Below are 26,261 nucleotides of genomic sequence, written 5' to 3'. Positions count from 1 at the left end.
GCGGCTCACCCCGGTCTCGCGCGTACGGCGCTGTTCGATCATGGCGTCAAAAGCCGCGCGGTGGTGGGTAGTCTCTTCAAGGTGTTGATGCCGTGGATCAGCCAGACCGCCGCCGCGGGTGAGTAATGACAACCCGTTCAGCGAAAGCCAGTTCAAGACCAGCAAGTACCAGCCCGACTATCCCGGGCGCTTCGAAAGCATTGTCCATGCCCGGCAGTGGTACCGCGCCTATGTCGACTGGTACAACCTGCAGCACCCTCACAGCGGGCTGGCTTCACCCCGGAGCAGGTCTTCACCGGCCGATATCGCGAGATTGCGGAGGTCCGTCAGCGAGCGCTCGATGACAGCTTCGAGGCGCACCCCGAGCGGTTCCTACGCGGACGCCCCAAGGTGGCGATGCCACCGGCCAGTGTCTCGATCAATCCGGTACAGCCCGATGACGACGACCCGGCCCCTACAGCGCGGTGAACTTCCCGACACTGGCGGCGGCAAGCGGCACCGCGACGAAATCGACACTAATTTTTAACGATCTGTCCGAATCAGGTTGACAGGTTCCGACTCGGTCGAGAACTGACGACGGGTGCGCTTCTCCAGCTTGGGGTTCGGCGTGACCTGATGGTCGGGCAGCTCGGTTGGCGGTTTAGGCATGATACGGGCTCCTGAACCTCGGGCTCTGATATTGAGCTTAACTCACTGAGCCGGTGTATGGATTCAGGTTGACACACAGGGTCATCAGCTGTTGGGTTATAGGCTTAACTGACTGGCATTAGCCAGTAAAGGCAGGCTTTCGTATGAGACGGGCGATGCAGCGGGGCTAGGCGGCTCTCGTCTGCCCTACTCGGCCATTACTCCCACTCGATCGTCGCTGGCGGCTTGCTGCTCACGTCGTACGTCACCCGCGATACACCGCTGATTTCGTTGATGATCCTATTGGAGACTTTCTCCAGCAGCTCGTACGGCAGGTGCGCCCAGCGGGCAGTCATAAAGTCGATGGTTTCCACGGCGCGCAGGGCGATGACCCATTCGTAGCGGCGGCCGTCGCCGACCACGCCGACGGATCTCACCGGCAGGAACACGACGAAGGCCTGGCTGGTCTTGTGGTACCAGTCGGCGTTGTGCAATTCCTCGATGAAGATGGCGTCGGCTTCGCGCAGGATGTCGGCGTATTCCTTCTTCACTTCGCCGAGAATGCGCACGCCCAGGCCCGGCCCCGGGAAGGGGTGGCGGTAGACCATGTCGTAGGGCAGGCCGAGTTCCAGGCCGAGCTTGCGCACCTCGTCCTTGAACAGCTCGCGCAGCGGTTCGACCAGCTTGAGCTTCATGGTCTCGGGCAGGCCGCCGACGTTGTGATGCGACTTGATCACATGCGCCTTGCCAGTCTTGCTGGCGGCGGATTCGATCACGTCCGGGTAGATGGTGCCCTGGGCGAGGAAGTCCACACCCTCGATTTTGGCGGCCTCGCGGTCGAACACGTCGATGAAGGTGTTGCCGATCGCCTTGCGCTTGGCCTCGGGGTCGTCCACGCCCTTGAGCTTGTTGAGAAACTCGTCCTCGGCGTCGACGCGGATCACCCGCACGCCCATGTGCCGGGCGAAGGTTTCCATCACCTGTTCGCCCTCGTCCTTGCGCAGCAGGCCGTTGTCGACGAACACGCAGGTCAGCTGGTCGCCGATCGCCTTGTGCAGCAGCGCGGCGACCACCGAGGAGTCCACTCCGCCGGAGAGGCCGAGCAGCACGTGGCGGTCGCCGACCTGGTCGCGCACGCGGGCGGAAAGGTCCTCGATGATCTTGGCCGGGGTCCACAGCTGTTCGGCGCCACAGATGCCCAGCACGAAGCGCTCGAGCAGGCGCTGGCCCTGCAGGGTGTGGGTTACTTCGGGGTGGAACTGTACGCCGTAGAAGCGCTTTTCCGGCCAGGTCATGGCGGCGATCGGGCAGCTCGGGGTACTGGCGGTAATGTTGAACGCCTCGGGCGCCTGGGCGACCTTGTCGCCGTGGCTCATCCACACGTCGAGCAGTGCGCTGCCGTCGTGGTCGACGTGGTCCTTGATGCCGCCGAGCAGGTCGTCGTCGCCGTCGACCTTGACCTGGGCGTAACCGAATTCATGCTTGTTGGAGCCCTCGACCCGGCCGCCCAGCTGCATGGCCATGGTCTGCATGCCGTAGCAGATGCCCAGCACCGGCAGGCCGAGTTCGAACACGCACTCGGGGGCGCGCGGCGAGCCATTGGCGACGGTGGATTCCGGCCCGCCGGAGAGGATGATGCCGTTGGGCGCGTACGCGCGGATCTCTTCCTCGGTGATGTCGAAGGCGCGCACTTCGGAATACACGCCGATCTCGCGCACGCGCCGCGCGATCAGTTGAGTGTACTGGGAGCCGAAGTCGAGGATCAGGATCTTGTGGGCATGAATGTCGGTCATGGAGGGGGCCACCGCCAGAGAAACGAGAAGGGACAAAAGGTAGAAGAAGGAAGGATGAAGGGGGAGAAGCCGTTTCTTCCCTCTTACCTCTTCCTTCTTCTTTATCTATTTTCGGGGCTGGTCAGCCAGCTCTGTAATTAGGAGCCTCTTTGGTGATCTGCACGTCGTGCACGTGGGACTCGGCGAAGCCGGCACCGGTGATCTGCACGAACTCGGGCTTGGTGCGCATCTCGTCGACGCTGCGGCAGCCGGTGTAGCCCATCGAGGCGCGCAGCCCGCCCATCAGCTGGTGGACGATGGCGCTCATCATGCCCTTGTAGGGCACGCGGCCTTCGATGCCTTCCGGCACCAGCTTCTCGGCGCCTTCGGACTTGTCCTGGAAGTAGCGGTCGGCGCTGCCCTGGCTCTGCGACATCGCGCCCATCGAGCCCATGCCGCGGTAGGCCTTGTAGGTACGCCCCTGGTAGAGCTCGACCTCGCCCGGGGCTTCCTCGGTGCCGGCCAGCAGGCCGCCGATCATCACTGTGCTGGCGCCGGCGGCGACGGCCTTGGCCAGGTCGCCTGAGAAGCGCACGCCGCCATCGGCGATCAGCGGGATGTCGTAGGGCTTGAGCGCCTCGGCGACGTTGGAGACGGCGGTGATCTGCGGCACGCCGACGCCGGCGACGACGCGCGTGGTGCAGATCGAACCCGGGCCGATGCCCACCTTGACGGCGTCCGCGCCGGCCTCGGCAAGATCCCGGGCGGCATCGGCAGTGGCGATGTTGCCGCCGATCACCTGCACGTCGGGGAAGTGCTCCTTGACCCAGCGCACCCGCTCGATGACCCCGCGCGAATGGCCGTGGGCGGTGTCGACCACGATGGCGTCGACGCCGGCCTCGGCCAGCGCGGCGATGCGCTCGGCGGTTTCCGCGCCGGTGCCCACCGCGGCGCCGACCAGCAGACGGCCGTCGGCATCCTTGGCGGCGTTGGGGTAGGTGCGCGCCTTCTCGATGTCGCGCACCGTGACCAGCCCGCGCAGGCGGAAGGCGTCATCGACGATCAGGATCTTCTCGATGCGGTTTTCCTGCAGCTTGGCCTTGATGGCGTCCAGCGGCGTGCCCTCGGGCACCGTGACCAGCTTGTCGCGAGGCGTCATGATCGCCTCGACGTGATCGCTGTGGTCGGGCTGGAAGCGCATGTCGCGGCCGGTGACGATGCCCACCAGCGTCTCGCCCTCGACCACCGGGAAGCCGGAGTAGCCGTACTCGTCGGCCATCGCCAGCAGGTCGGTGAGCTTGGCCTGCGGGGCGACGGTCACCGGGTCCTTGACGATCACGCTCTCGTGCTTCTTGACCTTGCGCACTTCGGCGGCCTGGGCGGTGATCGACATGTTCTTGTGGATGATGCCGATGCCGCCTTCCTGGGCCATGGCGATCGCCAGCCGGGCTTCGGTCACGGTATCCATGGCGGAGGAGACGAGCGGGATGTTGAGCGTGAGGTTGCGGGTCAGGCGGGACTTGAGGCTGACGTCCTTGGGCAGGACATCCGAGTAGCCGGGAACGAGTAATACGTCGTCGAACGTAAGAGCTTCTTGCGCCATACGTAGCATATCGGAAACACCCAATGAGCAGATGGTGGGAGACGGGGCGTTGGAGAGTTAATCGACCATTATAAACCTCGGCCGTTTCGCACTCAACGTAGCCGTGCGCGATTGCATCCTCGTGTCCGTGGGAGGCGCGGTGGGAGGAAGGCATTCCCGGCAGCGGCGGCACGGCAGCTCGGGTGGCCCATTCATCGCGAACAAGTTCGCTCCCACGCAACCCGGCCCGGATGGCCATGGGAGCGTGGGCTGGTGGTCTTGTGGGAGGGAACTTGATCCCGCTAGCGGCGGGCACATCAGCCTGGGTGCCCATTCATCGCGAACAAGTTCGCTCCCACAGGTTTCTTGCCCGTAGCTGGCCTCGGAGTCTGGCCTTGCAGGAGCCTGTATTTGTGGGAGCCTGCCTTTGTGGGAGGCGTATTTGAAGAAAGGCATTCCCGATGGCGGTGGCGCGGTGGCCCGGGAACGATTGCGCTGCTTGCCATGCGGCAAGTGCACACATAAACTATCCATAAATAGTTTTTGAGTGTACTTATGGACCAGATCACCGCTCGCGCCCGGCTCGACGACTGGGACCGCCAACATCGCTATGTATTTACCCTCTCGGACCTGGCCAAGATCTTCCCCGAAGACAGTCCGAAGACCCTGCAGGAAGGGATCAATCGACTACGCCGGTATGGCCTGCTCGAGGCAGCCAGCCGTGGCGTGTACGTCTACAAGCTGTCACGGCACCAGGACGCCGATCTGCTCGAGCGTATCGCCAAGGCCATGCGCCGCGGCGAATACAGCTATGTCAGCCTCGAGTCCGCGCTTTCGGAATATGGCGCGATCTCACAGATCCCTGTCGATCGGCTGACGGTAATGACCACCGGACGCAAGGGCGAGTATCGAACCCCTTATGGCACCATCGAGTTCACCCACACCAAACGGTCCATTCCCCAACTGCTCGACCGGATGCGCGATGTAGGGCGTCCCTTGCGGCTGGCGACACCCCAGGCTGCCTGGGCCGATCTCAAGCGAGTCGGGCGTAACACTCACCTTGTCGACCAAACGAGCCTGGCGAATGAACACTGAACGCGCCGACTTCGACGAACTGGTCGCCCCGCTCGAAGGCCCTGCGCCGGGATCGAACAGCCCGGAGTTTATTCTATAGATCCGGAAAGCCACCTCACCGCCAGGTGAGATACGCCAAACACAAATCGCCCCGATCTTTCGGACCGGGCGTCGTCGTTGCTACAGCGTAATTGCCCGGTCGTTTCGGGCCGCTGTTATCGCGATGCGCAACGCCTGATCAGGATTTTTCCTCGAGCATCTTCTCGCGCTCGCGCCGTGCCTGCTCTTCCGCGTAGGTGGGGAAGTCCACGTAGCCGCGGGCATCGCCGCCGTAGAAGGTGTTCGGATCGAAATCCGCCAGCGGCCAGCCGTTTTGCATGCGCTCCACCAGATCCGGATTGGACGTGAACGGGCGACCGAATACCGGCAGGTCGATGGTGCCTTCATCGATCAGCTTTTGCGCCTCGGCCTGATCCAGGTTGCCGGCGAGCAGCAGCGTGCCGTTGTAGGCGTCGCGGAACCGGCGCAGATAATCGCGGGGCATCGGCGCCATGCCCTGGCCGCCCTGGTCGTGCAGGTGCACATAGGCCAGGCCGCGCTTGTTGAACTCACGCGCCAGATGGAGGTAGGTCTCGCCGTTATCGTCGTACTCGGGCATGTCGAACAGCGTGCCATGTGGCGAGAGACGCACCCCGACACGGCGGGCGCCGATCATCTTGCTGACCTCGTCGACCACTTCCAGCAGCAGCCGGCAGCGGTTTTCCCGCGAGCCGCCGTATTCGTCGTCGCGGTCGTTGACGCCGGGATTCAGGAACTGCTCGAACAGGTAGCCGTTGGCGCCATGGATCTCGACGCCGTCGAAGCCCACCTCGCGTGAATTGACCGCCGCCTGGGCGAAATCGCGCACGATGTCTTTGACTTCCCGGGTTTCGAGCCGGCGGGGCCGGCTTGCCTTGAGCATGTCGGGCTGGCCGTTTTCGTTGTAGCCAAAGGCCATGCCGCCGGGCTTGTCGCTGGGGCCGACCGGCGCGGCGCCGGCAACCTGCACGGTAGTGTGCGAAACCCGCCCGACATGCCAGATCTGGGCGAAGAACACGCCGCCGCGCTCATGCACCGCGCGGGTCGCCTTGGCCCAGCCGGCGAGCTGGTCGGGGCCGAAGATACCCGGGTTGTAGAGATACCCCTGCCCCTGGCGCGAGATCGGCGTGCCTTCGGAGATGATCAGCCCGGCACTGGCGCGCTGGCGATAGTAGAGCGCCCCCAGCTCCGTGGGGATGTCCTCCGGGGCGCGGGAGCGGGTCATCGGCGCCATGACGATGCGGTTGTTCAGGCGGGTACCGGCAAGATCGAACGGTTCGAATAACGAAGCCACGTAGCGAACTCCTTTTAACGATGGGGTCTGGCCAAAACGAAAGCGAGCCACGGTGGCTCGCCGATGTAGACCAAAGTCTAGGAACTAATTAGCCAGTTAACAATGAATCTTGCCGACCGCCGCGATGCAGGAAAGCTATGGACAGGAAAGCGATGGCCAGGAAAGCGATGGCCAGGAAAGCGATGAACACCCTGGAACGGCATGCCGACCGGGTCATTCGGCGCTGGCTATCGGCGCTGACCAATGCACGACTGGAAGGGATGAACAGCTTGTTCCAAGCCGCCCGATCACGGGCTCGCGGGTACCGCAACGAGGGCTACTTCATCACCATGATCTATCTGATTGGCAGCCCGGTGGGGAGCCTGCTGGATCAGGCCAAATCCACATGAAACGACGAAGAGCCCTCAGGCCGTCTCGCCGATGGCCGTGACTTGCTCGGTTTTCTCGGCCTTTTCGATTTCCTCGACGCCGAGCATGCTGACGCCTGTCGCGTCGAGATCCGCCGCATCGGCGACTGCCGGCAACTGCCAGTGATTGGCGCTGAAGCCGCTATCGATCTGGATGCGCTCGGCGACCATATCGACGAAGCTGCGCACCTTGGGCGAGATCAGCTTGCCGCTGGGAAACACCGCGTTGAGCTCGGTTTCCTGCCCCGACCAGCCTTCCAGCACGCGATGCAGCTGTTCCCCTTCCGGGCCCCAGCACGCCACGATCTCGCTGGCCAGCATTAGTCCATGGCCCTCGACGAGCAGGCGACGCAGCACGAAGGGATCGTTGGCCACGGCGATGGGCTCGACCGCGACCTCTTCGTGGTGCGAACCGTTGTGCAATTGCCAGAAGTAACGCTGGTTGCGCCGGTCGCTGCTCTTCGCCAGGACCGGATGCCGGGCCAGCTCGTCGGGAGTGCGCGGCGCGCCGTGCCGGTCGATATAGCGCTCGCTGGCATACACGAACGAGCGGTAGCGGGCCAGCGGCCGGGCGACCAGGCTGGAATCCGGCAGGTTGCCGACCCGCAGCGCCACGTCGATCTGATGGGCGACCAGGTCCAGGTGCTCGTTCGACAGCACCAGGTCGATCCTGACCTCGGGATAGAGCTCGCGAAAATCGCGAACCAGCGTCGAGGTGAATTCCGTGCACATCGTGAACGGCGCGGTGACCCGCAGCCAGCCACGAGGGCTGCCCTCGAGCTGGTGCACGGCGCTTTCCGCCTCGCTCAAGTCCTGGGTAATCCGGCTGCAGTATTCGTAGTAGACGCCACCGGCCTCGGTGAGGCTCAGCCGACGCGTAGTGCGCTGCAGCAGGCGGGCACCCAGGCGCTGTTCGAGCCCCTGGATCTTGCGACTGACCGTGGTCTTGGGGATGCCCAGCAGCCTAGAAGCGGCGGTGAAGCTGCCCTGTTCCACGACCTTGGCGAAGATCAAGGCGTCGTTGAGATCCTGCACCATAGCGTTGTCCTTGCCGTGCGTGGACTTGAGGATACCGCGGGGCAACGGGGGCACGAAGACTATCCCGCCGCTGGAACAGTATTTCCCTCCAAACCCGACTAATCAAGTCGGGTTAATCTGTTTAATCTTTCCGCTCAACCAACACCGACTGTCGATTTTCTCCGCCCCGCAACGACTGTTGCGAAACCCGGGCACGACAACTATTACCCGCCACAAGCTGGCTGGCGTTGGTGCCGATAAGCGACTGGCTACAGAGGCCCACCCATGAACGTCCACAAGATGTTCCGTTCGTTGCGCCATCCGCGCGCGACGCTGACGATTCCCGCCCTGCTGGGGCTGGCCCTGCTCGCGGGTTGCGACACCCAGGCGGAAAGCCCCCAGCAGGCTCCGCCGCCGCCCCAGGTCAGCGTGGCCGAGGTGCTGGTGCAGGACGTGCGTTACTGGGACGAATTCACCGGCCATGTCGAGGCGGTGGAATCGGTCGACCTGCGTCCGCGTGTCGGCGGCTATATCGAGCGCATCAACTACACCGAAGGCCAGCTCGTCGAGGCAGGCGACGTGCTGTTTGTCATCGACCAGCGCCCCTACCAAGCGGAGTTGTCCCGGGCCCAGGCCGAGCTCAAGCGCGCCGAGGCGAATGCCGAGCTCACCCGCGCCCAGGCGGCCAGGGCCGAGACCCTGGCCAAGAGCCGCGCCATCGCCCGCGAGGAACTCGACCAGCGTCGCGCGGCGAGCGCCCAGGCGGCCGCCGACGTGCTGGCCTCGCGGGCCGGTGTCGCAAGGGCCAGCCTGGACATGGCCTACACCGAGGTACGCGCGCCGATCGCCGGGCGCACTGGCCGCGCGCTGGTCACCACCGGCAACCTGGTCTCCGAAGCCTCGCCGCTGACGACCATCGTGTCGATGGATCGGGCCTATGTGTATTTCTACGCCGATGAGCAGAGCTACTTGCGCTACGACGCGATGGCCCGTTCCGGCGAGCGCCCCAGCTCCCGCGAGGAGCGCACCCCGGTACGGATCGGCCTGGCCTCGGACAGTGGCTATCCCTACGCAGGGCAAGTGGACTTCGTCGACAACCAATTGAATGCGGCGGCCGGCACCATCCTGATGCGCGCCGTGCTCGACAATCGCGACGGCCACTTCGCCCCGGGCATGTTCGCCCGCGTGCAGTTGCGCGGCGGCAGCAAAGATCGCGCGGTGCTGATCGACGACAAGGCGGTGCTGACCGATCAGGATCGCAAATTCGTCTACATCGTCGACGCGCAGGGGCTCGCGGTGCGCAAGGACATCCAGCTCGGCCGCAAGGTCGATGGCCTGCGGGTGGTGGAGTCCGGGCTCGAAAGCGGCGATCGCGTGGTGGTGCGCGGCACGCAACGGATCTTCTTCCCCGGCATGCCGGTGGCCGCGCAAAGCGTCGCCATGCGCGATTCCAAGCCCTCGATGGAGCTTTCAGCGGCTCATTGACGAGCGCCTGACCTGTATCTACGGCTCGGGCAAGGCCCGGGCCGACGATGGAGTAATGTCCCATGGATTTCGCCAAGTTTTTCGTCGACCGGCCGATCTTCGCCGCGGTGCTGTCGCTCGTCATCTTCATTTCCGGTCTGATTGCGCTGCCGCTGTTGCCGATCGGCGAATATCCCGAGGTAGTGCCTCCATCGGTGGTCGTGCGCACCGTGTATCCCGGTGCCAACCCCAAGGTGATCGCCGAGACCGTGGCGACGCCCCTCGAGGAAGCCATCAACGGCGTCGAGGACATGATGTACATCAAGTCCGTCGCCGGCTCCGACGGCGTGCTGCAGGTCACTGCGACGTTCAAGCCAGGCACCGACGCCGACGATGCCGCGGTGCGGGTGCAGAACCGGGTCGCCCAGGCCCAGGCGCGGCTGCCCGAGGACGTGCGCCGCCAAGGCATCACCACGCAGAAGCAGTCGCCGGTGTTCCTGATGGTGGTGCACCTGACCTCCAGCGACGGCCGTTACGACTCGCTGTACCTGCGCAACTACATGCGGCTGAACGTGAAGGACGAACTGGCGAAGATCAACGGCGTCGGCGACGCGCAGCTGTTCGGCGGCGGCGACTACGCGATGCGCCTGTGGCTGGACCCCGACCGCATCGCCGCGCGCGGCATGACAGCGAGCGACGTGCTGCGGGCGGTGCGCGAGCAGAACGTCCAGGTGTCCGCCGGCCAGCTCGGGGCCGAGCCGATGGCGAACGGGAGCGACTTCCTGCTGCCGATCAACGCCAAGGGCCGGCTGGAGAGCGTCGAGGAGTTCGGCGATATCGTGCTGAAAGCCGGTGCCAACGGCGAACTGGTGCGCCTGGCCGATGTTGCCCGCATCGAGCTCGCCGCCGGCGACTACACCCTGCGCGCGCGCCTCGACGGCAAGAACGCCGCCGCCATCGGCATCTTCCAGGCGCCGGGCGCGAACGCGCTGGAGATCCGCGACAGCGTCGTCGCCAAGATGAAGGAGCTGCGTCCTACGCTCCCGCCCGGGGTCGAGATCCAGTCGATCTACGACACAACGATCTTCGTTCGCGACTCGATCGAGTCGGTCGTCACCACGTTGCTGGAAGCCACGCTGCTGGTGGTGCTGGTGGTGATCCTGTTCCTGCAGACCTGGCGGGCGTCGATCATCCCGCTGCTGGCGGTGCCGGTCTCGGTGGTGGGGACATTCGCGGTACTTTACCTGCTGGGCTTCTCGATCAATACGCTGACGCTGTTCGGCCTGGTGCTGGCGATCGGCATCGTCGTCGACGACGCCATCGTGGTGGTCGAGAACGTCGAGCGCCACATCGAGCTGGGCGCCACGCCACTGGCCGCCGCGCACCTGGCAATGAAGGAAGTCAGCGGGCCGATCATCGCGATCGCGCTGGTGCTGTGCGCGGTGTTCGTGCCGATGGCGTTTTTGACCGGCGTCACCGGCCAGTTCTACAAGCAGTTCGCCGTCACCATCGCGATTTCCACGGTGATCTCGGCAATCAACTCGCTGACGCTGTCGCCGGCCCTGGCGGCCATCCTGCTCAAGTCTCACGATGCGCCCAGGGACCGGGCCTCGCGGCTGATCGACCGGCTGTTCGGTTGGCTGTTCCGTCCGTTCAATAGATTCTTCAGCGCCAGCTCCTCACGCTACGAGAACGCCGTGTCGCGCACGCTCGGCCGTCGCGGCGTCGTGTTCCTGGTCTACGCGGTACTGCTGGTGGGCGCGGGCCTGATGTTCAAGACCGTGCCCGCGGGCTTCATCCCGGTACAGGACAAGCTGTACGTGATTGCCGGCGTAAAGATGCCTGAAGGCGCCTCGATCGAGCGCACCGATGCAGTACTCAAGAAGATGGCGGCGCTGGCCGACGAGACCGATGGCGTCGCCAGCGAGATCGCCTTCCCGGGCCTCAACCCGCTGCAGTTCACCAACACGCCGAATAACGGCGTGATCTTCTTTACCCTCGAACCCTTCAGCGAGCGCTCGCGCACGGCCGAGGAGATCACCGCCGAGCTCAATCGGAAGTTCGCGACGATCCAGGAAGGCTTCACCTTCGCGTTCATGCCGCCACCGATCCAGGGGCTGGGCAACGGCTCGGGCTGGTCACTGTTCGTCGAGGATCGCACACGGCTGGGCTACGGCGAGTTGCAGAGCGCGGTGCAGGCGTTCCAGGGCGCGGCGGCGCAGACCCCTGGGCTCGGCTATCCGATCAGCAGCTATCAGGCCAACGTGCCGCAGCTCGACGTCGACGTCGACCGCGCCAAGGCCAAGGCGCAGGGCGTGCCCTTGACCGAGCTGTTCGACACCCTGCAGACCTACCTCGGCTCCGCCTACGTCAACGATTTCAACATGTTCGGTCGCACCTGGCAGGTCATCGCGCAGGCCGACGGTGCGTTCCGCGACGAGGTGTCGGACATCACCAACCTGCGTACGCGCAACGCCGCGGGCGAGATGGTGCCGGTGGGCTCCATGGTCGAGGTGCGCCAGAGCTATGGCCCGGACCCGGTGATCCGCTTCAACGGCTACCCGGCCGCGGACCTGCTGGGCGATGCCGACCCGCGCGTGATGTCCTCGGGCGAAGCGATGGCCGTGGTCACGGCACTCGCCGAACAGACTCTGCCGGCGGGGATGGGAATCGGCTGGAGCGACCTGAGCTACCAGCAGTCCACCCAGGGCGGCACGGCACTGGTGGTGTTCACGCTGGCGGTGCTGCTGGCGTTCCTGGTGCTGGCCGCGCTCTATGAAAGCTGGACACTGCCGTTGGCGGTGATCCTGATCGTGCCGATGAGCATGCTTTCGGCGCTATTCGGAGTCTGGCTGGCCAGTGGCGACAACAACGTGTTCATGCAGGTCGGGCTGGTGGTGCTGATGGGCTTGGCGTGCAAGAACGCTATCCTGATCGTCGAGTTCGCCCGCGAACTGGAGATGCAAGGCAGGACGATCGCGGGGGCGGCGCTGGAAGCCAGCCGTCTGCGCCTGCGGCCGATCGTCATGACTTCGGTCGCCTTCATCGCCGGCACCGTGCCGCTCGTGCTGTCGTCCGGCGCCGGTGCGGAGGTGCGCTCGATCACCGGCATCACGGTGTTCGCCGGCATGCTCGGGGTGACCCTGTTCGGGCTGTTCCTGACCCCGGTGTTCTACGTGGCGCTGCGCAAGCTGGTCGAACGCGGCCACCGCCAGCCGCAGGCGAGCGACCAGCCGGCAGGAGGCGAGTACCGGGCGTGATGGAGCGTTGCGGCAGGCATGGCTTCCGACCTGACTGGTTCAGTCGCCGAGCTGTTCCTCGATCGCTGGCGAATCGAACGCCAGCCTTCCATGGATAGCCGCGACGCCCGCGAGCAGCGCGGCCATCGCCAGGCTGAAGCCTTTGAGGATTCTGGGGTTCCCGCGGCGCCTGACGCACGGCCCCCAGGTCGATGCTCGAGCGGGCGATCTTGATGGCCAGGTAGAGGATGTATCCGCAGCCCAGCGCGCCCACCATGGCGAGCATGTCGTCCTGCACCCAGGCGGCGCCGGCCCAGCCGAACAGCAGGAACAGGATCAGCATGGCCAGCCCCACCCCGAGGTAGAACCCCAGCGAGGCCCTGGCCTGGCCTTGGAGCCCGGCATTCAGGCCGAGCAGATTCACGGGCCCAGGCGTGTACATGACGCCCAGGGCATAGGCGACGATCGCTAACATGGCGGGCTCTCGGTTAGGGGGTGACGCTGCGCTGGTACTGGTACGGCGTCATGCCGTAGATGCGCTTGAAGCGGCGATTGAAGTGGCTGAGGTCGGCGAAGCCGTAACGGAACGCCACCTCGCTGGGCGGCGCGCCGGTTTCCAGGGCATGACGCGCGGCGTTGATGCGGCAGTTGATGACGTACTGGTGCGGCGTCATGCCGAACTGCTGCCGGAACAACCGCAGGAAATGGTATTTCGAGAGATGCGCGGCCTGGCTGAGGTCATCAAGCGACATATCCTCCTCCAGGTGAGTGAGCACATAGTCCTTGGCGCGTTTGAGCAGCGCATCGGGCCGGCCGGCGGTAGCACCCGGCTGGAACCGGCCGGCACGCTGGACGAGGCGTCCGGCGATTCGGTAGAGGGCATATTCCTGATCGATACGGCTGCCGACCTGCTGGGTGACCAGACGCACCAGTTCCAGAATGCCGTCACGCAGCAGCGGATCGTGGATCAAGGTATCCCGGCTTCTGAAGTGGCCAGCGCTCTCGCGCCCCGTCGCATCGGCGAACGCCGCCTCGAGCTGAGCGGTCGACACGTAGGCCATCACGTAGCCGAGCGTGCTGTCGCCGCCCGGCTGGCCGTCGTGCACCTCGCCGGGGTTGAACTGAATGACGTTGCCGGGCGGGCTGCGATGAAACCGGCCGCCGCTGAAGAAATCCTGGCGCCCGGCGAGAGTGACGCCGAAGGCGTACTCGTCATGGGCGTGGGGATCGTAGCGAAAATCGCTCATCGCCGCCCGCAGCACGGTAAGCTCGGGCACGTGCCGACTCTTGAAGAACCGAAACTGGCTGGTCTGCTTCGCCATGCCCCACCTCCCTGAATGCTGACCTGCCTAGCTTGGGCCGACCGACATGCCGGCGGCTTGGACATTATTGCGCAAATGGCATACGGACAGGATAAGTGCCTCCACGGTGCGTATGCTGAATAAACCACACGACGCAGGGAGCGGGAGCGCACATGGCCACTTCTTCATACCAAACTCGGCCGCGCGGAGGGCGCTGGCCAAGGCTTCTGGCCTGGCTGAGCGTGCTGGTGGCGATCTCTTCGGCGCTATTGCTCGGCGTCACGGGGCCGGCCCACCGGCTGGAACTGATCGACCTGGGCGCGGCTTTCGGACTGTTGCGCCAGGGGGCGTACCTGGCCCTCGGCGCGGCGGTTCTGGGGCTGACGACGCTGCTGGTGGCAAGCCTGTGCAGGCGGCTCAAGCCGGCGCTGGTGGGCGCCCTGGTGCTCGTCGCGGTGACAGCGATGATGATCGTGCCCTGGCAGATGCAGCAGCGCGCCCGAGAGGTACCGCCGATCCACGACATCACCACCGACATGCAAGACCCGCCCGCCTTCGTCGCCCTGGCGCCGGCGCGCAAAGCCGCGCCCAACGCCGTGGCCTACCCCGGCGACGCGACCGCGCGCCAGCAGCGCGAGGCCTATCCGGACATCCAGCCGATCACCCTGGATCTGCCGCTGGCCGAGGCGATGGACGCCGCCGAGGCGACCGCGCGGAATCAGGGCTGGGAGGTGATCAGGGTCGGCGATACCACGCTCGAGGCCACCGCGACCACCCGCTGGTTCGGCTTCAAGGACGACGTGGCGATCCGCCTGAGCGAGGTCGCGGACGGCGTGCGGGTGGACGTACGCTCGGCCTCGCGGGTCGGACGCAGCGACGTCGGCACCAACGCCGCGCGGATTCGCGCGTATCTGGCGGCGCTGAACCGACGCACTGAATAGGGACGCACTTCGGCTCACGAGACAACGCCCGGCTCCTGCAGCGCGGCGGCCTGGGCCACCATGCTCGTCACCGTGGCGCCGACCACGCGGATGGCCTCGGCCACCTCGGCGGTCATCGGCGAGGCGTAATTCAGACGCAGGCAGTGGCGGTACTTGCCGGAGGCGGAGAACAGCGAGCCCGGTGCGATGCGAATCCGCGAGACCGCCAGCCGCTCGTTGAGGCACACGCAATCGACGCCGGCCGGCAACTCCAGCCACAGCAGGAAGCCACCCTGGGGGTAGCTGACGCCGGTCCCGGCGGCACGTAGCGTTCGCCGATGATCTCGACGTTGTGAGCGCGCTGGAATACCCGCCCGCCGCAGCGCTCCCAGCCTCAGACATAGTTCGAGCCGACCAGGTAGGCCCGCTTCAGCTCCTGCGTCTTGTCAGCTTGGCCGCATGTCAGTTCTTCTTGCCCTCCGCGGCTTCATCCTACTCCTCGATCTTGTCGCCGGAGGGCGCCACCAGGTACCACTCGGCGCCAAAGCTGTCGACGTCCTGGCCATTTGTGTCGCCCGGGTTCTGGTCCTTATTATAATAATATACCGGCCAGCCGCCATAGGTGACCTGCATGGTGCCGTCGTCGCGCTCGACCGTGCCAATCCTGTCGGCCTGCACCTTGTCGCCGCCGGCCTGCGCTGGGTCCTGGACGATCAGGGGCGGCCAAACCGTGGCGCAATAGCCCTTGCATGTCGACTTCGCCTGCGAGCTGCCCCCACCCTGGGAATCGGCTTCGAACATGTAAAGGGACATGCCCTTGCCGTCCGTGACGTAGTCGCCGTACTCGGAACTGTTCTTCATCATGAGCTTGGTCTGGTCCTGCGCCCAGGATGGCGCGGCGGACAAGACGCCGAGCGCCAAGGCGGCGACAGAAATGAACATCGTGGTGCGCATGGGTGACTCCTTGGATTGGAACGGAGCAGGAACAGCTAGAATAAAGTATAAGAAGGATAAGCGCCCTTTTCCAACCCGGGTCAACAGACAATTCACGGGCGACGAAGGATCCTGCTGCTGCCACAAAATCTTGCTCGGCTCAGTCTCCGTATCGAAATTCCCCCTTGCCAGCACCGCTTTCCAGTCCAACCCAGACATCGAGCCAAAGGCTCTCCTGCCGTGCCCTGAGATGACAGCGTCAGAAGCATCGACACCTCGAATGAGCGTTACAACCCTTCGACGGCCAGCGCCAGGTTGGGCGTCAAGGGCAGTCGCGGCAGCAACGTGGCCTGGTAGGCGTGGTAGAGATCGGGCTTGACGTCGCTTTCGGCCGGATCGATCGCCAGCTGGCTATCGAGTTCCTGCTGCCAGCCGCCCCGCGCGCGATCGATGAACGTCGTGGCGATGAAATCCCACAATTGCCGATACCAGCGTTCGTAATGGGCCTCGTTGGTGCGCCTCAGGAACGCGGCCGCGGCGGTCAGTGCCTCGGCATGAGTCCAGTGGCGCCGCCGACGGGAATTCGGCCGGCCCTGCCAGTCCACGGTATAGGCCAGCCCCGACGCGCCGTCGCTAGCCCAGCCATCGCGCAGGCTGGCGTCGAACAGCTCCGCGGCGTCGGCAAACAGCCAGGGCGGTGCCGCCCGGCCGCGAGACTCCAGCGCCGCTTCCAGGTGCAGCATCAACCGCGACCACTCGAAGCCGTGCCCCGGCGTGGCGCCATAGGGGTAGAAGCCGTCGTCGGGCCGGTCGACGTTATAGTCCGGCCACTCGGACCAGTCGCCATGGAAATGTTCGAGAATCCGGTAGTCGCGGGCGGCGGCGTGACGATGAATCAGCCGCTCGACGATGGCCAGCGCCCGGTCGAGCCACGCCAGCTCGTCGCGCACATCGGCCAGCGCCAGGCACAACTCGACGCCGTGCATGTTGCTGTTGCCGCCGCGGTAGTCGGAGAGCTCGCTCCAGTCCTGGCTGTAACGCTCGACGAAAGCCTGCTCGTGGGCCGACCAGAAGCGGGTCTCGATCACCTCGACGACCTCGTCGAGCAGCGCGGCCGCGCCGGGGATGACGGCGTGGGCCGCGGTAGCGGCGCCGAGAGCGACAAAATGGTGGAGATAGCACTGCTTGGTGCGGTCCTCGGTGACGGCGGGATCGGCCGCGAACCAGCCGCCGTGACGCTCGTCGCGCAGCACCCCGCGAAGCGCGCGGATGGCGTGCTCGGCCAGCGCCGCGGCTCCCGGGACGCCCTGCAACGCCGCCAGGGCGTAGCTGTGCGCCATGCGCCCGGTGATCAGGGTGTCGGCCCCGGCGTCAGCGGGAATGCGCCCGTTGCCGTCGAGCGCCGCGAACCCACCGGAGGCCAGCCGCGCCTGGCGGTGGAAATCGAGCAGCGCGAGCCCTTCGCGGGTCAGCCAGTGGTGATGGAGGGCGCTATCGAGCCAGCGCCGGGGCTGTTGAGCAATCTTGTGGTTCATCGCAATCATGCCTTGTGCAACGAGCGGAACTCGGCTTCGCCTCGGCCGTTGACCACACTACCACCGTTGGAGTGAGGCGTCTGGCCGCGGTGAACCGGCGTCGAGGCTTGCCGGAAGTCGTCTACAAAACACATCTTTCCGTAACCAGCACTGACATTGATGGCCAGCCATCCGACTGTTTTCACTTATACAAATAAAACTTATTCTTGAACAAGCGTTTACTAATCGCCTGTGCGTCGGCAATGACCGACACACTCTCCCCGCCTCTCTGCGCTGGCCGTCAACACAGCCGCCACTCGCTTGCCTGGGGTTTGCTTCGCTGGGTAGCATCCCGCCTCGCTTGAGCCCGACACACAAAGGCAACCCTCGGCAACAAGGATTCCGGTACGCAGTGTCTCACCGGGGCTGCCACCGACAGCGGGCCTGGCATGACTTCAAGGGCAACGGATCTGCCAGAAGCGTTGAAGCTTTACTGGAGACATTGCATGAGCAGCACCCTGACTATCGATCAAGGCATCACGGCCCGCCAGCTCGAAGCGCGGATCGATGCCGCCCCGGCAGACGCCAAGCTGGTCTTCGGCACGGGCGAGTACCGGTTCGACGAAGCCATCACCATCACCCGCTCCGATATCTCCCTGATCGGCGCCGGTTCGGACAAGACCACGCTGACCTTCACCGACGAGGCGCTGGACAATGGCGATGAGCAGTTCGCGCTTCGCCTGGATGGCAGCGATAGCGACACCGTCGGTACGCTGACCTCGAGCGTCGACGATGGCGAGCGCCAAATTCGCCTGGATGGCGGTCGCAACCTCGAACCGGGGGATACCCTGCGCCTGTGGCAGGACAACGACGCGCAATTCTTCGAGGCGATCGGCGACACCTCGTGGCGCGAGCAGAATGCGCCGCTGCGCACCAGCATGGCGCAGGTTGAAGATGTCGAGGGCAACACCGTGACCCTCGATCGCGGTGTGCACTTCGATTTTGACGCTGGCAAGACCCATGTCGAGCGTATCGATGCGCTGGAAAACGTGCGCCTCCAGGGCTTCAGCGTCGGCTTCGAGCTGGGCGATGCGGACGACGACGTCTTCGAGAATACCTTGAGCGATCTCGAGGGCTATCTCGGCGTTTCGCTCGAAGGCACGGTGGCCAGCCAACTCAACGATATTCAGGTGCTTGACGGGCCTTCGGTGGCCTTTCACTTCGCCAAGACGCTGGATACCCATGCCGAAGCCACCGAGGCGCATGGCGCCTTCAACAAGGGCAGCGGCGGTAACGGCTATGCCTATGAATTACGCGAAAGCTACGACGGCAGCTACACCGACCTCGCCGACAGTGGTATGCGTCACGGCTTGCTGTTCGCTTCCTGGCGCTCGTCAGTGGGCAACGAGGTCGAGGTTCGTTCCACCGATCGCGATATCAATTTCCACGGTGGGCGCGATCATGACAATACCGTGCACGTCGAACAGTCAGTACGCGGGGCCGACACTATGTCGACCTCGCTGTGGCTCAACGAGGGCGGAGTCAGTTGGGGTGCGATTACCGATGCGGACGCCAACCAGGTCACCTTCGACTACGTGCTAGGTTCGCGTCGTGACGATGAAATCCAAGGCAGCGACCATGGCGTATTCTTGAACGGTCAGCTCGGCAACGACACGCTCATCGGGGGCAAGGGTGACGACATCCTGCAGGACGGCCCGAGTGATGACTGGGGAGATGACCTGCTCGATGGCGGGAGCGGAAACGATACGGCGCTATTCGCTCAGGAATATGATGCCTATGACATTGATTTCGATGATGACCAGACCGTCATCGAAGAAGGTGGTAGTAAAACCACGCTGGTAGATATCGAGCAAGCCATCTTCGCCGATGGAACCGAACTCGACATTGACAGTGGTGATACGTCCACAGGCAGCAGTAACGAAGCGCCCTCCGCTGAATCGATTCTTGACGACAACGACTCGGACGAGGATGAAGAGGACGACGCACCATCTAGCCGGGAAACCACTGACAGTGGGACGTCATCCAAGGACGAGGACGAGGATATTGATGCACCGGAGTTAACCCTCGATAGCGAAGTCCACAGCGCTTGGTCTGGAGGCTATATGGCGGAGGTCTTCGTCGAGAACACCTCGGACACCACGCTTAGCAACCCCGAGCTTCACTTCGACCTATCGGAAGATCTGGACAAGCTCTGGAACGGTCAGGTCAGCGAAGTCGACGACGGCTATCAGGTGACCCACGATGGCTCCCTGGCCCCCGGCGACGTCTGGCGCTTCGGCTTCAAGGCCGATAACGCCAATGGTAGCGGCGACGACTTGGCCACTGGCGAGGCGGCGCCGCTGATCGGCCTGGAGACGCCCTCGTTCGACCTATCGATCCTGTAAGCCTCGCCGGTCTCCGAGCGAAGCTCCAGGGCTTCGCTCGTTTCGTATCCCTCCGCCTTTCGTGAGCGGACGCCGCTCAGCCGTGCGGGTCGAACAGACGGACTTCGCGGATATCGATCTGGTCCCAGACCCGTCCGGTCATGTAGGGCTCGGTTTCCAGCCAGGCATCCAGCGCCTGGCGATCGGGGAAGGCGAAATGCGCGTTGGAGCCAACCATTTTGCCGGCCTCGTCGAGGATCGCCCCGCCGCTGAGAAAATGCCCCTGGGCGGCGAGCCGGCGAACGCCCTCCAGATGCGCCTCGCGATTGGCCAGGCGCCGCTCGAGCGCCTCATCGTCGGTGTAGTCGTAAGCCACCACGGCGTATTGCTTCATGCTCACCTATCCGTTCTTGCCCATGAATGTGCCGGATAGCATAGCGTTCTATCTCCTCAACGGCGCGCTGGCGGCGCATGTTAGCCGCCTACTTAGACTGATTGTCGCACCCCCAAGCCCCATCGGATCAACTAGCTCTTCGCGCTTTTCGCCTCTTCGTTGCGACGCCGCTGACGATAGCCATATGTGGCGTTTCTGACGGTTTCTTCGTCTTCCAGGCCGGCCCCCAGGGCGCCGACGATGGTGGCCACGGAGGTCGCAAGCCAGGCGAGAACGATGTAGTCGAGAAGGCCGGCCGCATGGCCGAGATTCGATTCCAGCATGTTGGCCGGAACGAAAACGAGCACCGCAAGGAAGAACAGACCGAGTAGGATCGCGTAATAGAAGACGACACCGGCGCTCAGCGTCAATACGGTGACCGCGTTGTAGAGTCGCGCCAAGTGTGGCGAGAACGCTTTTTTAACCGGCTCCCACAGGTTATGGGCGAGGATGATCCAAGTAATCATGGCCGTCATGGCGACGCCCATCAGCAGGACGAGACGTGGCCAGCCATAATTGGCGCTGAGCTGCCAGAGTGTGGGAAACACCAAGCCATAGGCGCCGGTCGCGAACGCGGCGGCGATGACGCCCTTGAACGCGGGGAAGATGGTCCAGGGGCGGTTGGCGCGCACCATGCCGGCGAGGATGCGAAGGTTGCCGTTGATCCAGGTGTCGGCGATGAAGCGAACGTCGAATGACTCCCCCTCGCCGGCTAGCGTTAGCCGACGAATCGGGAACAGCTTCTCGTAGAGGTGTTTGCCCAGCAGCTGCCAGGCGCCTTTGCCACGCAGACTCTCGTGAACCTTGTGGGATTGCTCGGTACGCCGCTCTTGGCGAAGGCGGTCCTCTTCCGAACTGCCATGATGCATTTCGTTGGCCAGTTGCAGTATCGCTTCGTTCAGGCGGCGGCGTAGCGCGGTAATGCCGAAGGTAGGCAGGGAGATCAGCGCCACGCCATGCACCTTGCTGGTTTCAGCGATCACGAAGCGCTCGTGCTTGTAGATCGGCAAATCAGTGATACAGATCGCATAGTCCCACTGCCGATGCCGCTTGTACTCGCGCATACTCTCGATGATATCGGTGGAATCCTCTGCGGCGCCGATCAGCGGATCGACGACCAGCTGCACCTCCCAACTCAATCGGTCGTCGACGTAGTTGGCCAGGAGTTCGGGCAACTGGCCGGTCACCCGCTCGGCCATCTCGGCGGACATCTCGGGGGCGGGTACCAGGCCCACCACTCTCCGGTGCGCGTCGACCGTCGGACTCCCTCCTCCTCCGGGCTCCCTGACGTGGGCCTCGTTTGGGGCCTTGGACATAAGCGCTCCTCGACGATTGGGCTACTGCAATTAGAGTGCAATTCTAGGGAAGTCGCAATCGAACAGGGCCCTGCAAGGACCCGCCCTGGCATATCCAGGCTTCCATGAAGGTCACCACGCCGCGAGTCACGCTATAGTCGTTGTTCATGCTTTATTGGCCGCTTGATTAGGGGAGCACATGGCGGATCTGTTGTGGTACCAGTACGCGCTGATCGGCTTGATCTTCGCCTGGAGCGGTTTCGTGCGCACCAGCCTGGGGTTCGGTGGCGCGGTACTCGCCCTGCCCTTCCTGCTGCTGGTCGTCGATGAGCCGCTGTTATTCCTGCCGATCATTGCCATTCAACTGCTGATCTTCTCGAGCTGGATCGCCTGGCGCGGTCATCGCCAGCTGCGTGCCGCCAGCGGATCGACCGCGCCCGAAAGCAACATCGACTGGCGCTATCTGACCAAGGCACTGAAGATCATGATCGTGCCCAAGCTGATCGGGGTGGTGGGCCTGCTGACGCTGCCAGGCAACATCATGACCACGGTGATCTTCGTGATCGTCATCGTCTACGGGGCGAGCTATGCGCTGAACAAGCCGTTTCGCAGCCAGAGCAAGACCCTGGATTGCGTATTGCTGGCCCTCGGCGGCTACGTCAGCGGCACCTCGCTGATCGGCGCGCCGCTGATCGTCTCGGTCTTCGCCAGTCATGTCGCCAAGCATCAATTGCGCGATACGCTGTTCGTTTTGTGGTTCATCCTGGTGGTGATCAAGATGGTGTCGTTCGTGATCGCCGGCGTGGACCTGCAGTTGATCCATCAGCTATGGCTGCTGCCCTGCGCGCTGGTCGGCCACCTGCTCGGCGAGCGCGTTCACCGCTACATGCTCTCGGCCGACGCCTCGGTCTTCTTCCGCGTACTGGGGGTGGTGCTGATCCTGGTCAGCGTGGTGGGGCTGATCAGCGGCGTGGGGTGAGAGTCGACATGCGGCGACGACAGGACGGTTCGTCAGTCTTTGATCGCCGAGCCGTTCGCACCCAGGCTGCAGGGTATAAGCTCGGCGGACCGGCGATAGGCTCATCCCTCGGGTAACGAGCGTTGGCAGCGCGAATGGCCGTTGGCCACTGGGCCACGTAGGATTGCGTTAGGCCTCGACGAGAACCCGACATGCCCGTGCGCCGTTATTCCGTGATGCTGATTCTGACCCTGAGCGTGGCACTGCCATGGATGGCTGCGGACCCCGTGCGGGCCAGCGAAACCCAGATGGCCGAAACCGCCGAGCGGAAAGCCGAAATACTCGAACAGCAGGCTTCGGCCGAGCCCAACGAGACGCCACCCGCCCCCCGCCAGGCATTGACGCCAAGCGGCGTACAGGCAGTCGACCCGCAGGGTGACGCCCCGCTCGACGACCCCATTACCTGCCTGTCGCGAACCATCTATTGGGAGGCTCGCGGTGTCGGTGCCAGCGAGATGGAAGCGGTCGCCAATGTAGTGATGAACCGGCTCGGCGATGCCGATTTCCCCAACACGGTCTGCGAGGTCGTCCGCCAGGGCTCCGAGCAGGGCAATTGCCAGTTCTCCTGGTGGTGCGACGGCCGTTCGGACAGCGCCTTCGAGGAACGGGCCTACGCCGAGTCCAAGAAGATCGCCCGTCGCGCGCTCAACGGATCGCTCGCCGACGCCACCAATGGCGCGCTGTTCTTCCATAGCAAGAGCGTCACGCCCAGCTGGGCGAGCCAATTCACCAAGACCGCCGAGACCGACGCGTTCGATTTCTATCGACCGGATGACGGCTAGCCGGGCTTGAGCCGCCCAGGCGACTTCATGATCGCTCGACGTCCGGCTGCGCGCACTCACGGGCCGCTGTCTTTGGCGGGTTAATTTATTAGCCAACAAACGATATACTCACTAGCGACTAGCGCGTTACCGGAGGCGGCTCCGGAACGCCGGCAGCTGAATACGCTCCACGGCCCGACCGACAAGGCCGTGGAGCGTCGTTTATGCGCCCATCCCAGCAATACAACGCCCAAAGGAAGACCGTGTTCGTTCCCGATACGCAGGCGGCGCGCCCGCGCCGCAGGTTCAGGTCATGAGTCAGGTGGAGCAGCTGTTCGAGCGTTACGGCCCGCGCTACAAGCTGTGGGTCACGCTCACCGTCATGCTGGGCCTGGTGGCGCTGGGCATGTCGATCACCATCGTCAACGTGGCGATTCCCTACATCAAGGGCGCCTTCGGCATGAGCGATTCCCAGGTGCAGTGGCTTTCCACCGGCTTTCTGGCCTCGACCACGGTATCGCTGCTGGTCGCGCCGTGGCTGGTGTCCGCCATCGGCCAGCGCGCCACCTTCATCGGCCTGCTGGCGGTGTTCATCGGCGCGTCGATCCTCGGCGGCCTGGGCCAGGGGATGATGGCGCTGATCGCCGCGCGGGTCGTCCAGGGAGCGATGACCGGGCTGATTCGTCCGGTCGCCATGCAGGCGCTGTTCGCCGCCTACCCGCCCGAGGGGCGCGGCATGGCCATCGCCATGTACGGCATGTGCCTGGGTCTGCCGCTGACGCTGGCCACCGTGATCGGCGGCTGGCTGGTGGAGAACTTCACCTGGCGCTACGTATTCTTCATCACTCTGCCGATCTGCATGGCGGCGGCGGTGATGGGCTACTTCTTCCTGCCCACCCGCGAACACAAGGGGCCGCGCCCGCCCTTCGACTGGGCCGGCGTGGTGCTGCTGTTCGCCGCGGTGTTCGCGCTGCTGGCGGCGCTCTCCAACGGCCAGCGCTGGGGCTGGTACGACCCGCGCGTGCCCGAGCTGGTGCTGTTCGCGCTGGTCTGTGCCACGGTATTCGTGGCCTGGCAGAAACGTACCGCGCATCCGCTGCTCGACCTGTCGATCTTCGGCTACCGCATCTTCGTGGTCGGCACCCTGGCGATGCTGCTGTTCGGCGGTTCCTTCTACGGCATCATGTACCTGCTGCCGCAGTTCGTGCAGTCGGTCCTGCATTACAGCCCGGTCACCGCCGGGCAGATATTCCTGCCCTCCACGGCGGTACTCGGCGTGCTGGTGCCGCTGGTGGGCTGGCTGAGCGATCGCTACCCGCCGCACTGGATCACCCTGCCGGGGCTGGCCTGCACGCTATTCTCGGTATGGCACATGGCGCAGATGGACTGGAACACCTCGTTCGCCTACCTGGCCGGTGCGATGGCGGTGATGTCGGTGGGCATGGCGTCCTTTCCCCCGCCGACCCTGTCAAACGCCATCGCCGCCCTGCCGCGCCATTTGACCGGCCATGGCTCGGGGGCGATCAACTTCGCCATGCAACTGGGCGGGGCACTGGGCACCGCCGGGCTGGTGATCCTGCTCGATCGTCAGACCGTTCAGCACGGCCAGCATCTCAACGCCGGCGTGACTGCCGGCAACGCCATGGCCCAGCAGCAACTCGGCGAGCTGGCCGAGCTGGCCGCTCGCCTGGGCGTGTCGGCCACGCATCAGCAGGCCATGGCCGGCTACCTGATGGGGCGCGTGGAGGCGATCTGGGCATCGATTCTGGCCTATCAGGATGGTTTCTGGCTGCTGGTCGGCAGCCTGATGATCGTCACCATTCCTTCCATACTGCTAAGCCGCTGGCAACGGGCCGGTCAGGCTTGACCCGCACTCGTGATTGTCTCAAGGATCCCTGAACATGACATCGTCGTCGACCAACCCGCTACGTCGTTTCACCACCAAGGCCAAGTATCAGCTCGCGGGTCTCGCGATCGTGCTGATTCTGGTGCTGCTGTGGGGCGCCCAGGCGATCTATTACGGCCTGTCCCACGTCAGCGCTCAGGACGCCCGGGTCATGGCCAGCCAGGTCACCGTCAGCAGCCGTCTGTCGGGGTGGGTCACCGGCTTCTCGATCACCGAGGGCGACCGGCTCGCCAAGGGCGATACGGTGGCCCGCCTCTACAGCGAACCCGACGCGCAGGAGCTCGCGATGCGCAAGGCCAGTGTGGCGGCCATGCAGGCGCGACGCGATTACGAGCAGGCCCGGCTCGAGCTCGCCGAGAAGCAGTTCCAGGGCGGCTTGAACATCGCCGCCCAGCAGCTCGAATCGTTCAAGGCCGCCGAAGCCGCCGCCAAGGCGCGGCTGGTCCAGGCGCGCAAGGATTATCAGCGCTCGGATGCGCTGCTCGACAAGCGCTCGATCTCGCAGCAGCAACGCGACGAGAACTATTATGCCTATCTCGCGGCCCAGGCCGAGTACCGCCAGGCGCAACAGCAAGTGGCCGTCGGCCAGGCGCAATCCGACAACGCCCATGTGGGCTTTCTCAACGGCGCGCAGATGCCACTGCCCAACCCATCGGTGCTGCGTATCCAGCTACGAATCGCCGACCAGGAACTGGCCCAGGCCCAGGCAAAGCTCGAGCAGGAAAAGCTGCGCATCGCCGATCTTCAGGTACCCAGTCCAATCGATGGCGTGGTCAACAAGACGCTGATCGACGAGGGCGAATACGTCAGCGCCGGCCAGCCGATCCTGATGATGCACGACCCCGATAAGCTGTGGGTCGAAGCCAACATCAAGGAAACCGACATCGGCGAGTTGCGTGTCGGTCAGCCGGTGGCAATCAGCGTCGACGCCTACCCCGACGCGACCTTCGCGGGCCACGTCAGCGTCATTGGCCGCGCCGCCACCAGCCAGTTCGCGTTATTGCCGAACCCCAACCCCTCGGGCAACTTCACCAAGATCACCCAGCGCATCCCGGTGCGCATCGCCCTCGACGACGGCCCCATCGAGCTGATCGGCCCGGGGATGATGGTGGAGGCGAACATCGACGTCAGCGACGCCAAACCTCGCCAGCATGCAGGCTGAGCGGGCCGGCATCGACCTGCGCCCGCCTGACCGATTGCTATCCGACACTCTGACGCCCGGGCTGGGCGTCACGGGCCGTC

Annotated in this window: 21 protein-coding genes and 2 pseudogenes; 11 read left to right on the top strand and 12 right to left on the bottom strand. The window is 64.5% G+C overall.

Annotation, left to right across the window (positions count from 1 at the left end; translation table 11 throughout):
• Window positions 1-118: 118 nt before the first annotated feature.
• Window positions 119-526, top strand: coding sequence for an integrase core domain-containing protein (locus K7I12_RS17725; protein WP_442908061.1), 408 nt, complete (start codon window positions 119-121; stop codon window positions 524-526).
• Here the strand turns inward: K7I12_RS17725 and K7I12_RS17540 are convergent.
• The 3 genes from K7I12_RS17540 to guaB form a co-directional block, all read right to left on the bottom strand.
• Window positions 523-648 (bottom strand): hypothetical protein, encoded by a 126-nt coding sequence (locus tag K7I12_RS17540; protein ID WP_268871179.1) that lies wholly within the window; start codon window positions 646-648, stop codon window positions 523-525. The genes K7I12_RS17725 and K7I12_RS17540 overlap by 4 nt on opposite strands.
• Before the next feature lie 197 nt (window positions 649-845).
• A complete protein-coding gene (guaA, locus tag K7I12_RS13755) occupies window positions 846-2,420 on the bottom strand; it encodes a glutamine-hydrolyzing GMP synthase (protein WP_231664465.1) in 1,575 nt (524 codons plus the stop codon).
• A gap of 121 nt (window positions 2,421-2,541) precedes the next feature.
• Entirely contained in the window at window positions 2,542-4,011 is a 1,470-nt protein-coding gene (gene guaB / locus K7I12_RS13750) for an IMP dehydrogenase (RefSeq protein ID WP_231664464.1), read from the bottom strand.
• A 525-nt stretch (window positions 4,012-4,536) separates the two neighbouring features.
• Between guaB and abiEi the strand changes: the two genes are divergently transcribed.
• The gene (gene abiEi / locus K7I12_RS13745) at window positions 4,537-5,076 is read left to right on the top strand and encodes a type IV toxin-antitoxin system AbiEi family antitoxin (protein ID WP_231664463.1); all 540 of its coding nucleotides are present in this window, start codon (window positions 4,537-4,539) and stop codon (window positions 5,074-5,076) included.
• A gap of 217 nt (window positions 5,077-5,293) precedes the next feature.
• Here abiEi and K7I12_RS13740 read toward each other — a convergent pair whose 3' ends face one another.
• Window positions 5,294-6,427 (bottom strand): alkene reductase, encoded by a 1,134-nt coding sequence (locus K7I12_RS13740; protein ID WP_231664462.1) that lies wholly within the window; start codon window positions 6,425-6,427, stop codon window positions 5,294-5,296.
• A 164-nt stretch (window positions 6,428-6,591) separates the two neighbouring features.
• Here K7I12_RS13740 and K7I12_RS13735 point away from each other — a divergent pair.
• Window positions 6,592-6,816: pseudogene (locus tag K7I12_RS13735) on the top strand (transposase); the annotation flags it as partial.
• Window positions 6,817-6,831: 15 nt separating this feature from the next.
• Here K7I12_RS13735 and K7I12_RS13730 read toward each other — a convergent pair.
• Entirely contained in the window at window positions 6,832-7,926 is a 1,095-nt protein-coding gene (locus K7I12_RS13730) for a LysR family transcriptional regulator (RefSeq protein ID WP_231664461.1), read from the bottom strand.
• 210 nt (window positions 7,927-8,136) lie between these two features.
• On the opposite strand from K7I12_RS13730, the gene K7I12_RS13725 reads away from it, so the two are divergent.
• Together K7I12_RS13725 and K7I12_RS13720 are read left to right on the top strand one after the other, a co-directional pair.
• A complete protein-coding gene (locus K7I12_RS13725; protein WP_231664460.1) occupies window positions 8,137-9,336 on the top strand; it encodes an efflux RND transporter periplasmic adaptor subunit in 1,200 nt (399 codons plus the stop codon).
• Between the two features lie 62 nt (window positions 9,337-9,398).
• Window positions 9,399-12,575: an efflux RND transporter permease subunit gene (locus K7I12_RS13720; protein WP_231664459.1), complete on the top strand. Its 3,177-nt coding sequence runs from the start codon at window positions 9,399-9,401 to the stop codon at window positions 12,573-12,575.
• A 199-nt stretch (window positions 12,576-12,774) separates the two neighbouring features.
• Here the strand turns inward: K7I12_RS13720 and K7I12_RS13715 are convergent.
• A pseudogene (locus K7I12_RS13715) lies at window positions 12,775-12,996 on the bottom strand (transporter); the annotation flags it as partial.
• Window positions 12,997-13,042: 46 nt separating this feature from the next.
• Window positions 13,043-13,876, bottom strand: coding sequence for an AraC family transcriptional regulator (locus tag K7I12_RS13710; RefSeq protein ID WP_231664458.1), 834 nt, complete (start codon window positions 13,874-13,876; stop codon window positions 13,043-13,045).
• Between the two features lie 152 nt (window positions 13,877-14,028).
• Here K7I12_RS13710 and K7I12_RS13705 point away from each other — a divergent pair, with 152 nt between their 5' ends.
• On the top strand, window positions 14,029-14,796 hold the full coding sequence (locus tag K7I12_RS13705; protein WP_031384134.1) for a DUF1499 domain-containing protein: 768 nt from the start codon (window positions 14,029-14,031) through the stop codon (window positions 14,794-14,796).
• 14 nt (window positions 14,797-14,810) lie between these two features.
• On the opposite strand, the gene K7I12_RS13700 is transcribed toward K7I12_RS13705, so the two are convergent.
• The 3 genes from K7I12_RS13700 to K7I12_RS13690 all read right to left on the bottom strand — a co-directional run bounded on the left by K7I12_RS13700 (window position 14,811) and on the right by K7I12_RS13690 (window position 17,243).
• Window positions 14,811-15,023, bottom strand: coding sequence for a hypothetical protein (locus tag K7I12_RS13700; protein ID WP_231664457.1), 213 nt, complete (start codon window positions 15,021-15,023; stop codon window positions 14,811-14,813).
• Window positions 15,024-15,267: 244 nt separating this feature from the next.
• Window positions 15,268-15,729 (bottom strand): COG4315 family predicted lipoprotein, encoded by a 462-nt coding sequence (locus K7I12_RS13695; protein WP_051907466.1) that lies wholly within the window; start codon window positions 15,727-15,729, stop codon window positions 15,268-15,270.
• A 266-nt stretch (window positions 15,730-15,995) separates the two neighbouring features.
• The gene (locus tag K7I12_RS13690) at window positions 15,996-17,243 is read right to left on the bottom strand and encodes an AGE family epimerase/isomerase (RefSeq protein ID WP_231664456.1); all 1,248 of its coding nucleotides are present in this window, start codon (window positions 17,241-17,243) and stop codon (window positions 15,996-15,998) included.
• 485 nt (window positions 17,244-17,728) lie between these two features.
• Between K7I12_RS13690 and K7I12_RS17535 the strand changes: the two genes are divergently transcribed.
• Entirely contained in the window at window positions 17,729-19,627 is a 1,899-nt protein-coding gene (locus K7I12_RS17535) for a cellulose binding domain-containing protein (RefSeq protein WP_269438683.1), read from the top strand.
• 76 nt (window positions 19,628-19,703) lie between these two features.
• Here the strand turns inward: K7I12_RS17535 and K7I12_RS13680 are convergent, their stop codons facing one another.
• Window positions 19,704-20,000, bottom strand: coding sequence for a YciI family protein (locus K7I12_RS13680; protein ID WP_231664455.1), 297 nt, complete (start codon window positions 19,998-20,000; stop codon window positions 19,704-19,706).
• 131 nt (window positions 20,001-20,131) lie between these two features.
• Window positions 20,132-21,238: a hypothetical protein gene (locus K7I12_RS13675; RefSeq protein WP_231664454.1), complete on the bottom strand. Its 1,107-nt coding sequence runs from the start codon at window positions 21,236-21,238 to the stop codon at window positions 20,132-20,134.
• A 295-nt stretch (window positions 21,239-21,533) separates the two neighbouring features.
• Here K7I12_RS13675 and K7I12_RS13670 point away from each other — a divergent pair, with 295 nt between their 5' ends.
• The 4 genes from K7I12_RS13670 to K7I12_RS13655 all read left to right on the top strand — a co-directional run bounded on the left by K7I12_RS13670 (window position 21,534) and on the right by K7I12_RS13655 (window position 26,181).
• Complete coding sequence (locus tag K7I12_RS13670) at window positions 21,534-22,313, top strand: sulfite exporter TauE/SafE family protein (RefSeq protein WP_231664453.1); 780 nt, start codon at window positions 21,534-21,536, stop codon at window positions 22,311-22,313.
• Window positions 22,314-22,504: 191 nt separating this feature from the next.
• A complete protein-coding gene (locus tag K7I12_RS13665; RefSeq protein ID WP_231664452.1) occupies window positions 22,505-23,134 on the top strand; it encodes a cell wall hydrolase in 630 nt (209 codons plus the stop codon).
• Between the two features lie 292 nt (window positions 23,135-23,426).
• The gene (locus K7I12_RS13660; protein WP_231664451.1) at window positions 23,427-24,980 is read left to right on the top strand and encodes a DHA2 family efflux MFS transporter permease subunit; all 1,554 of its coding nucleotides are present in this window, start codon (window positions 23,427-23,429) and stop codon (window positions 24,978-24,980) included.
• Window positions 24,981-25,014: 34 nt separating this feature from the next.
• Entirely contained in the window at window positions 25,015-26,181 is a 1,167-nt protein-coding gene (locus K7I12_RS13655) for an HlyD family secretion protein (protein ID WP_031384158.1), read from the top strand.
• Window positions 26,182-26,261: the final 80 nt, after the last annotated feature.

This window comes from Halomonas sp. IOP_31 (assembly GCF_021151495.1).
In the GTDB taxonomy this organism is placed as follows: Bacteria; Pseudomonadota; Gammaproteobacteria; order Pseudomonadales; family Halomonadaceae; genus Modicisalibacter; species Modicisalibacter zincidurans.
This window is presented reverse-complemented; position numbering and strand designations above follow the sequence as displayed.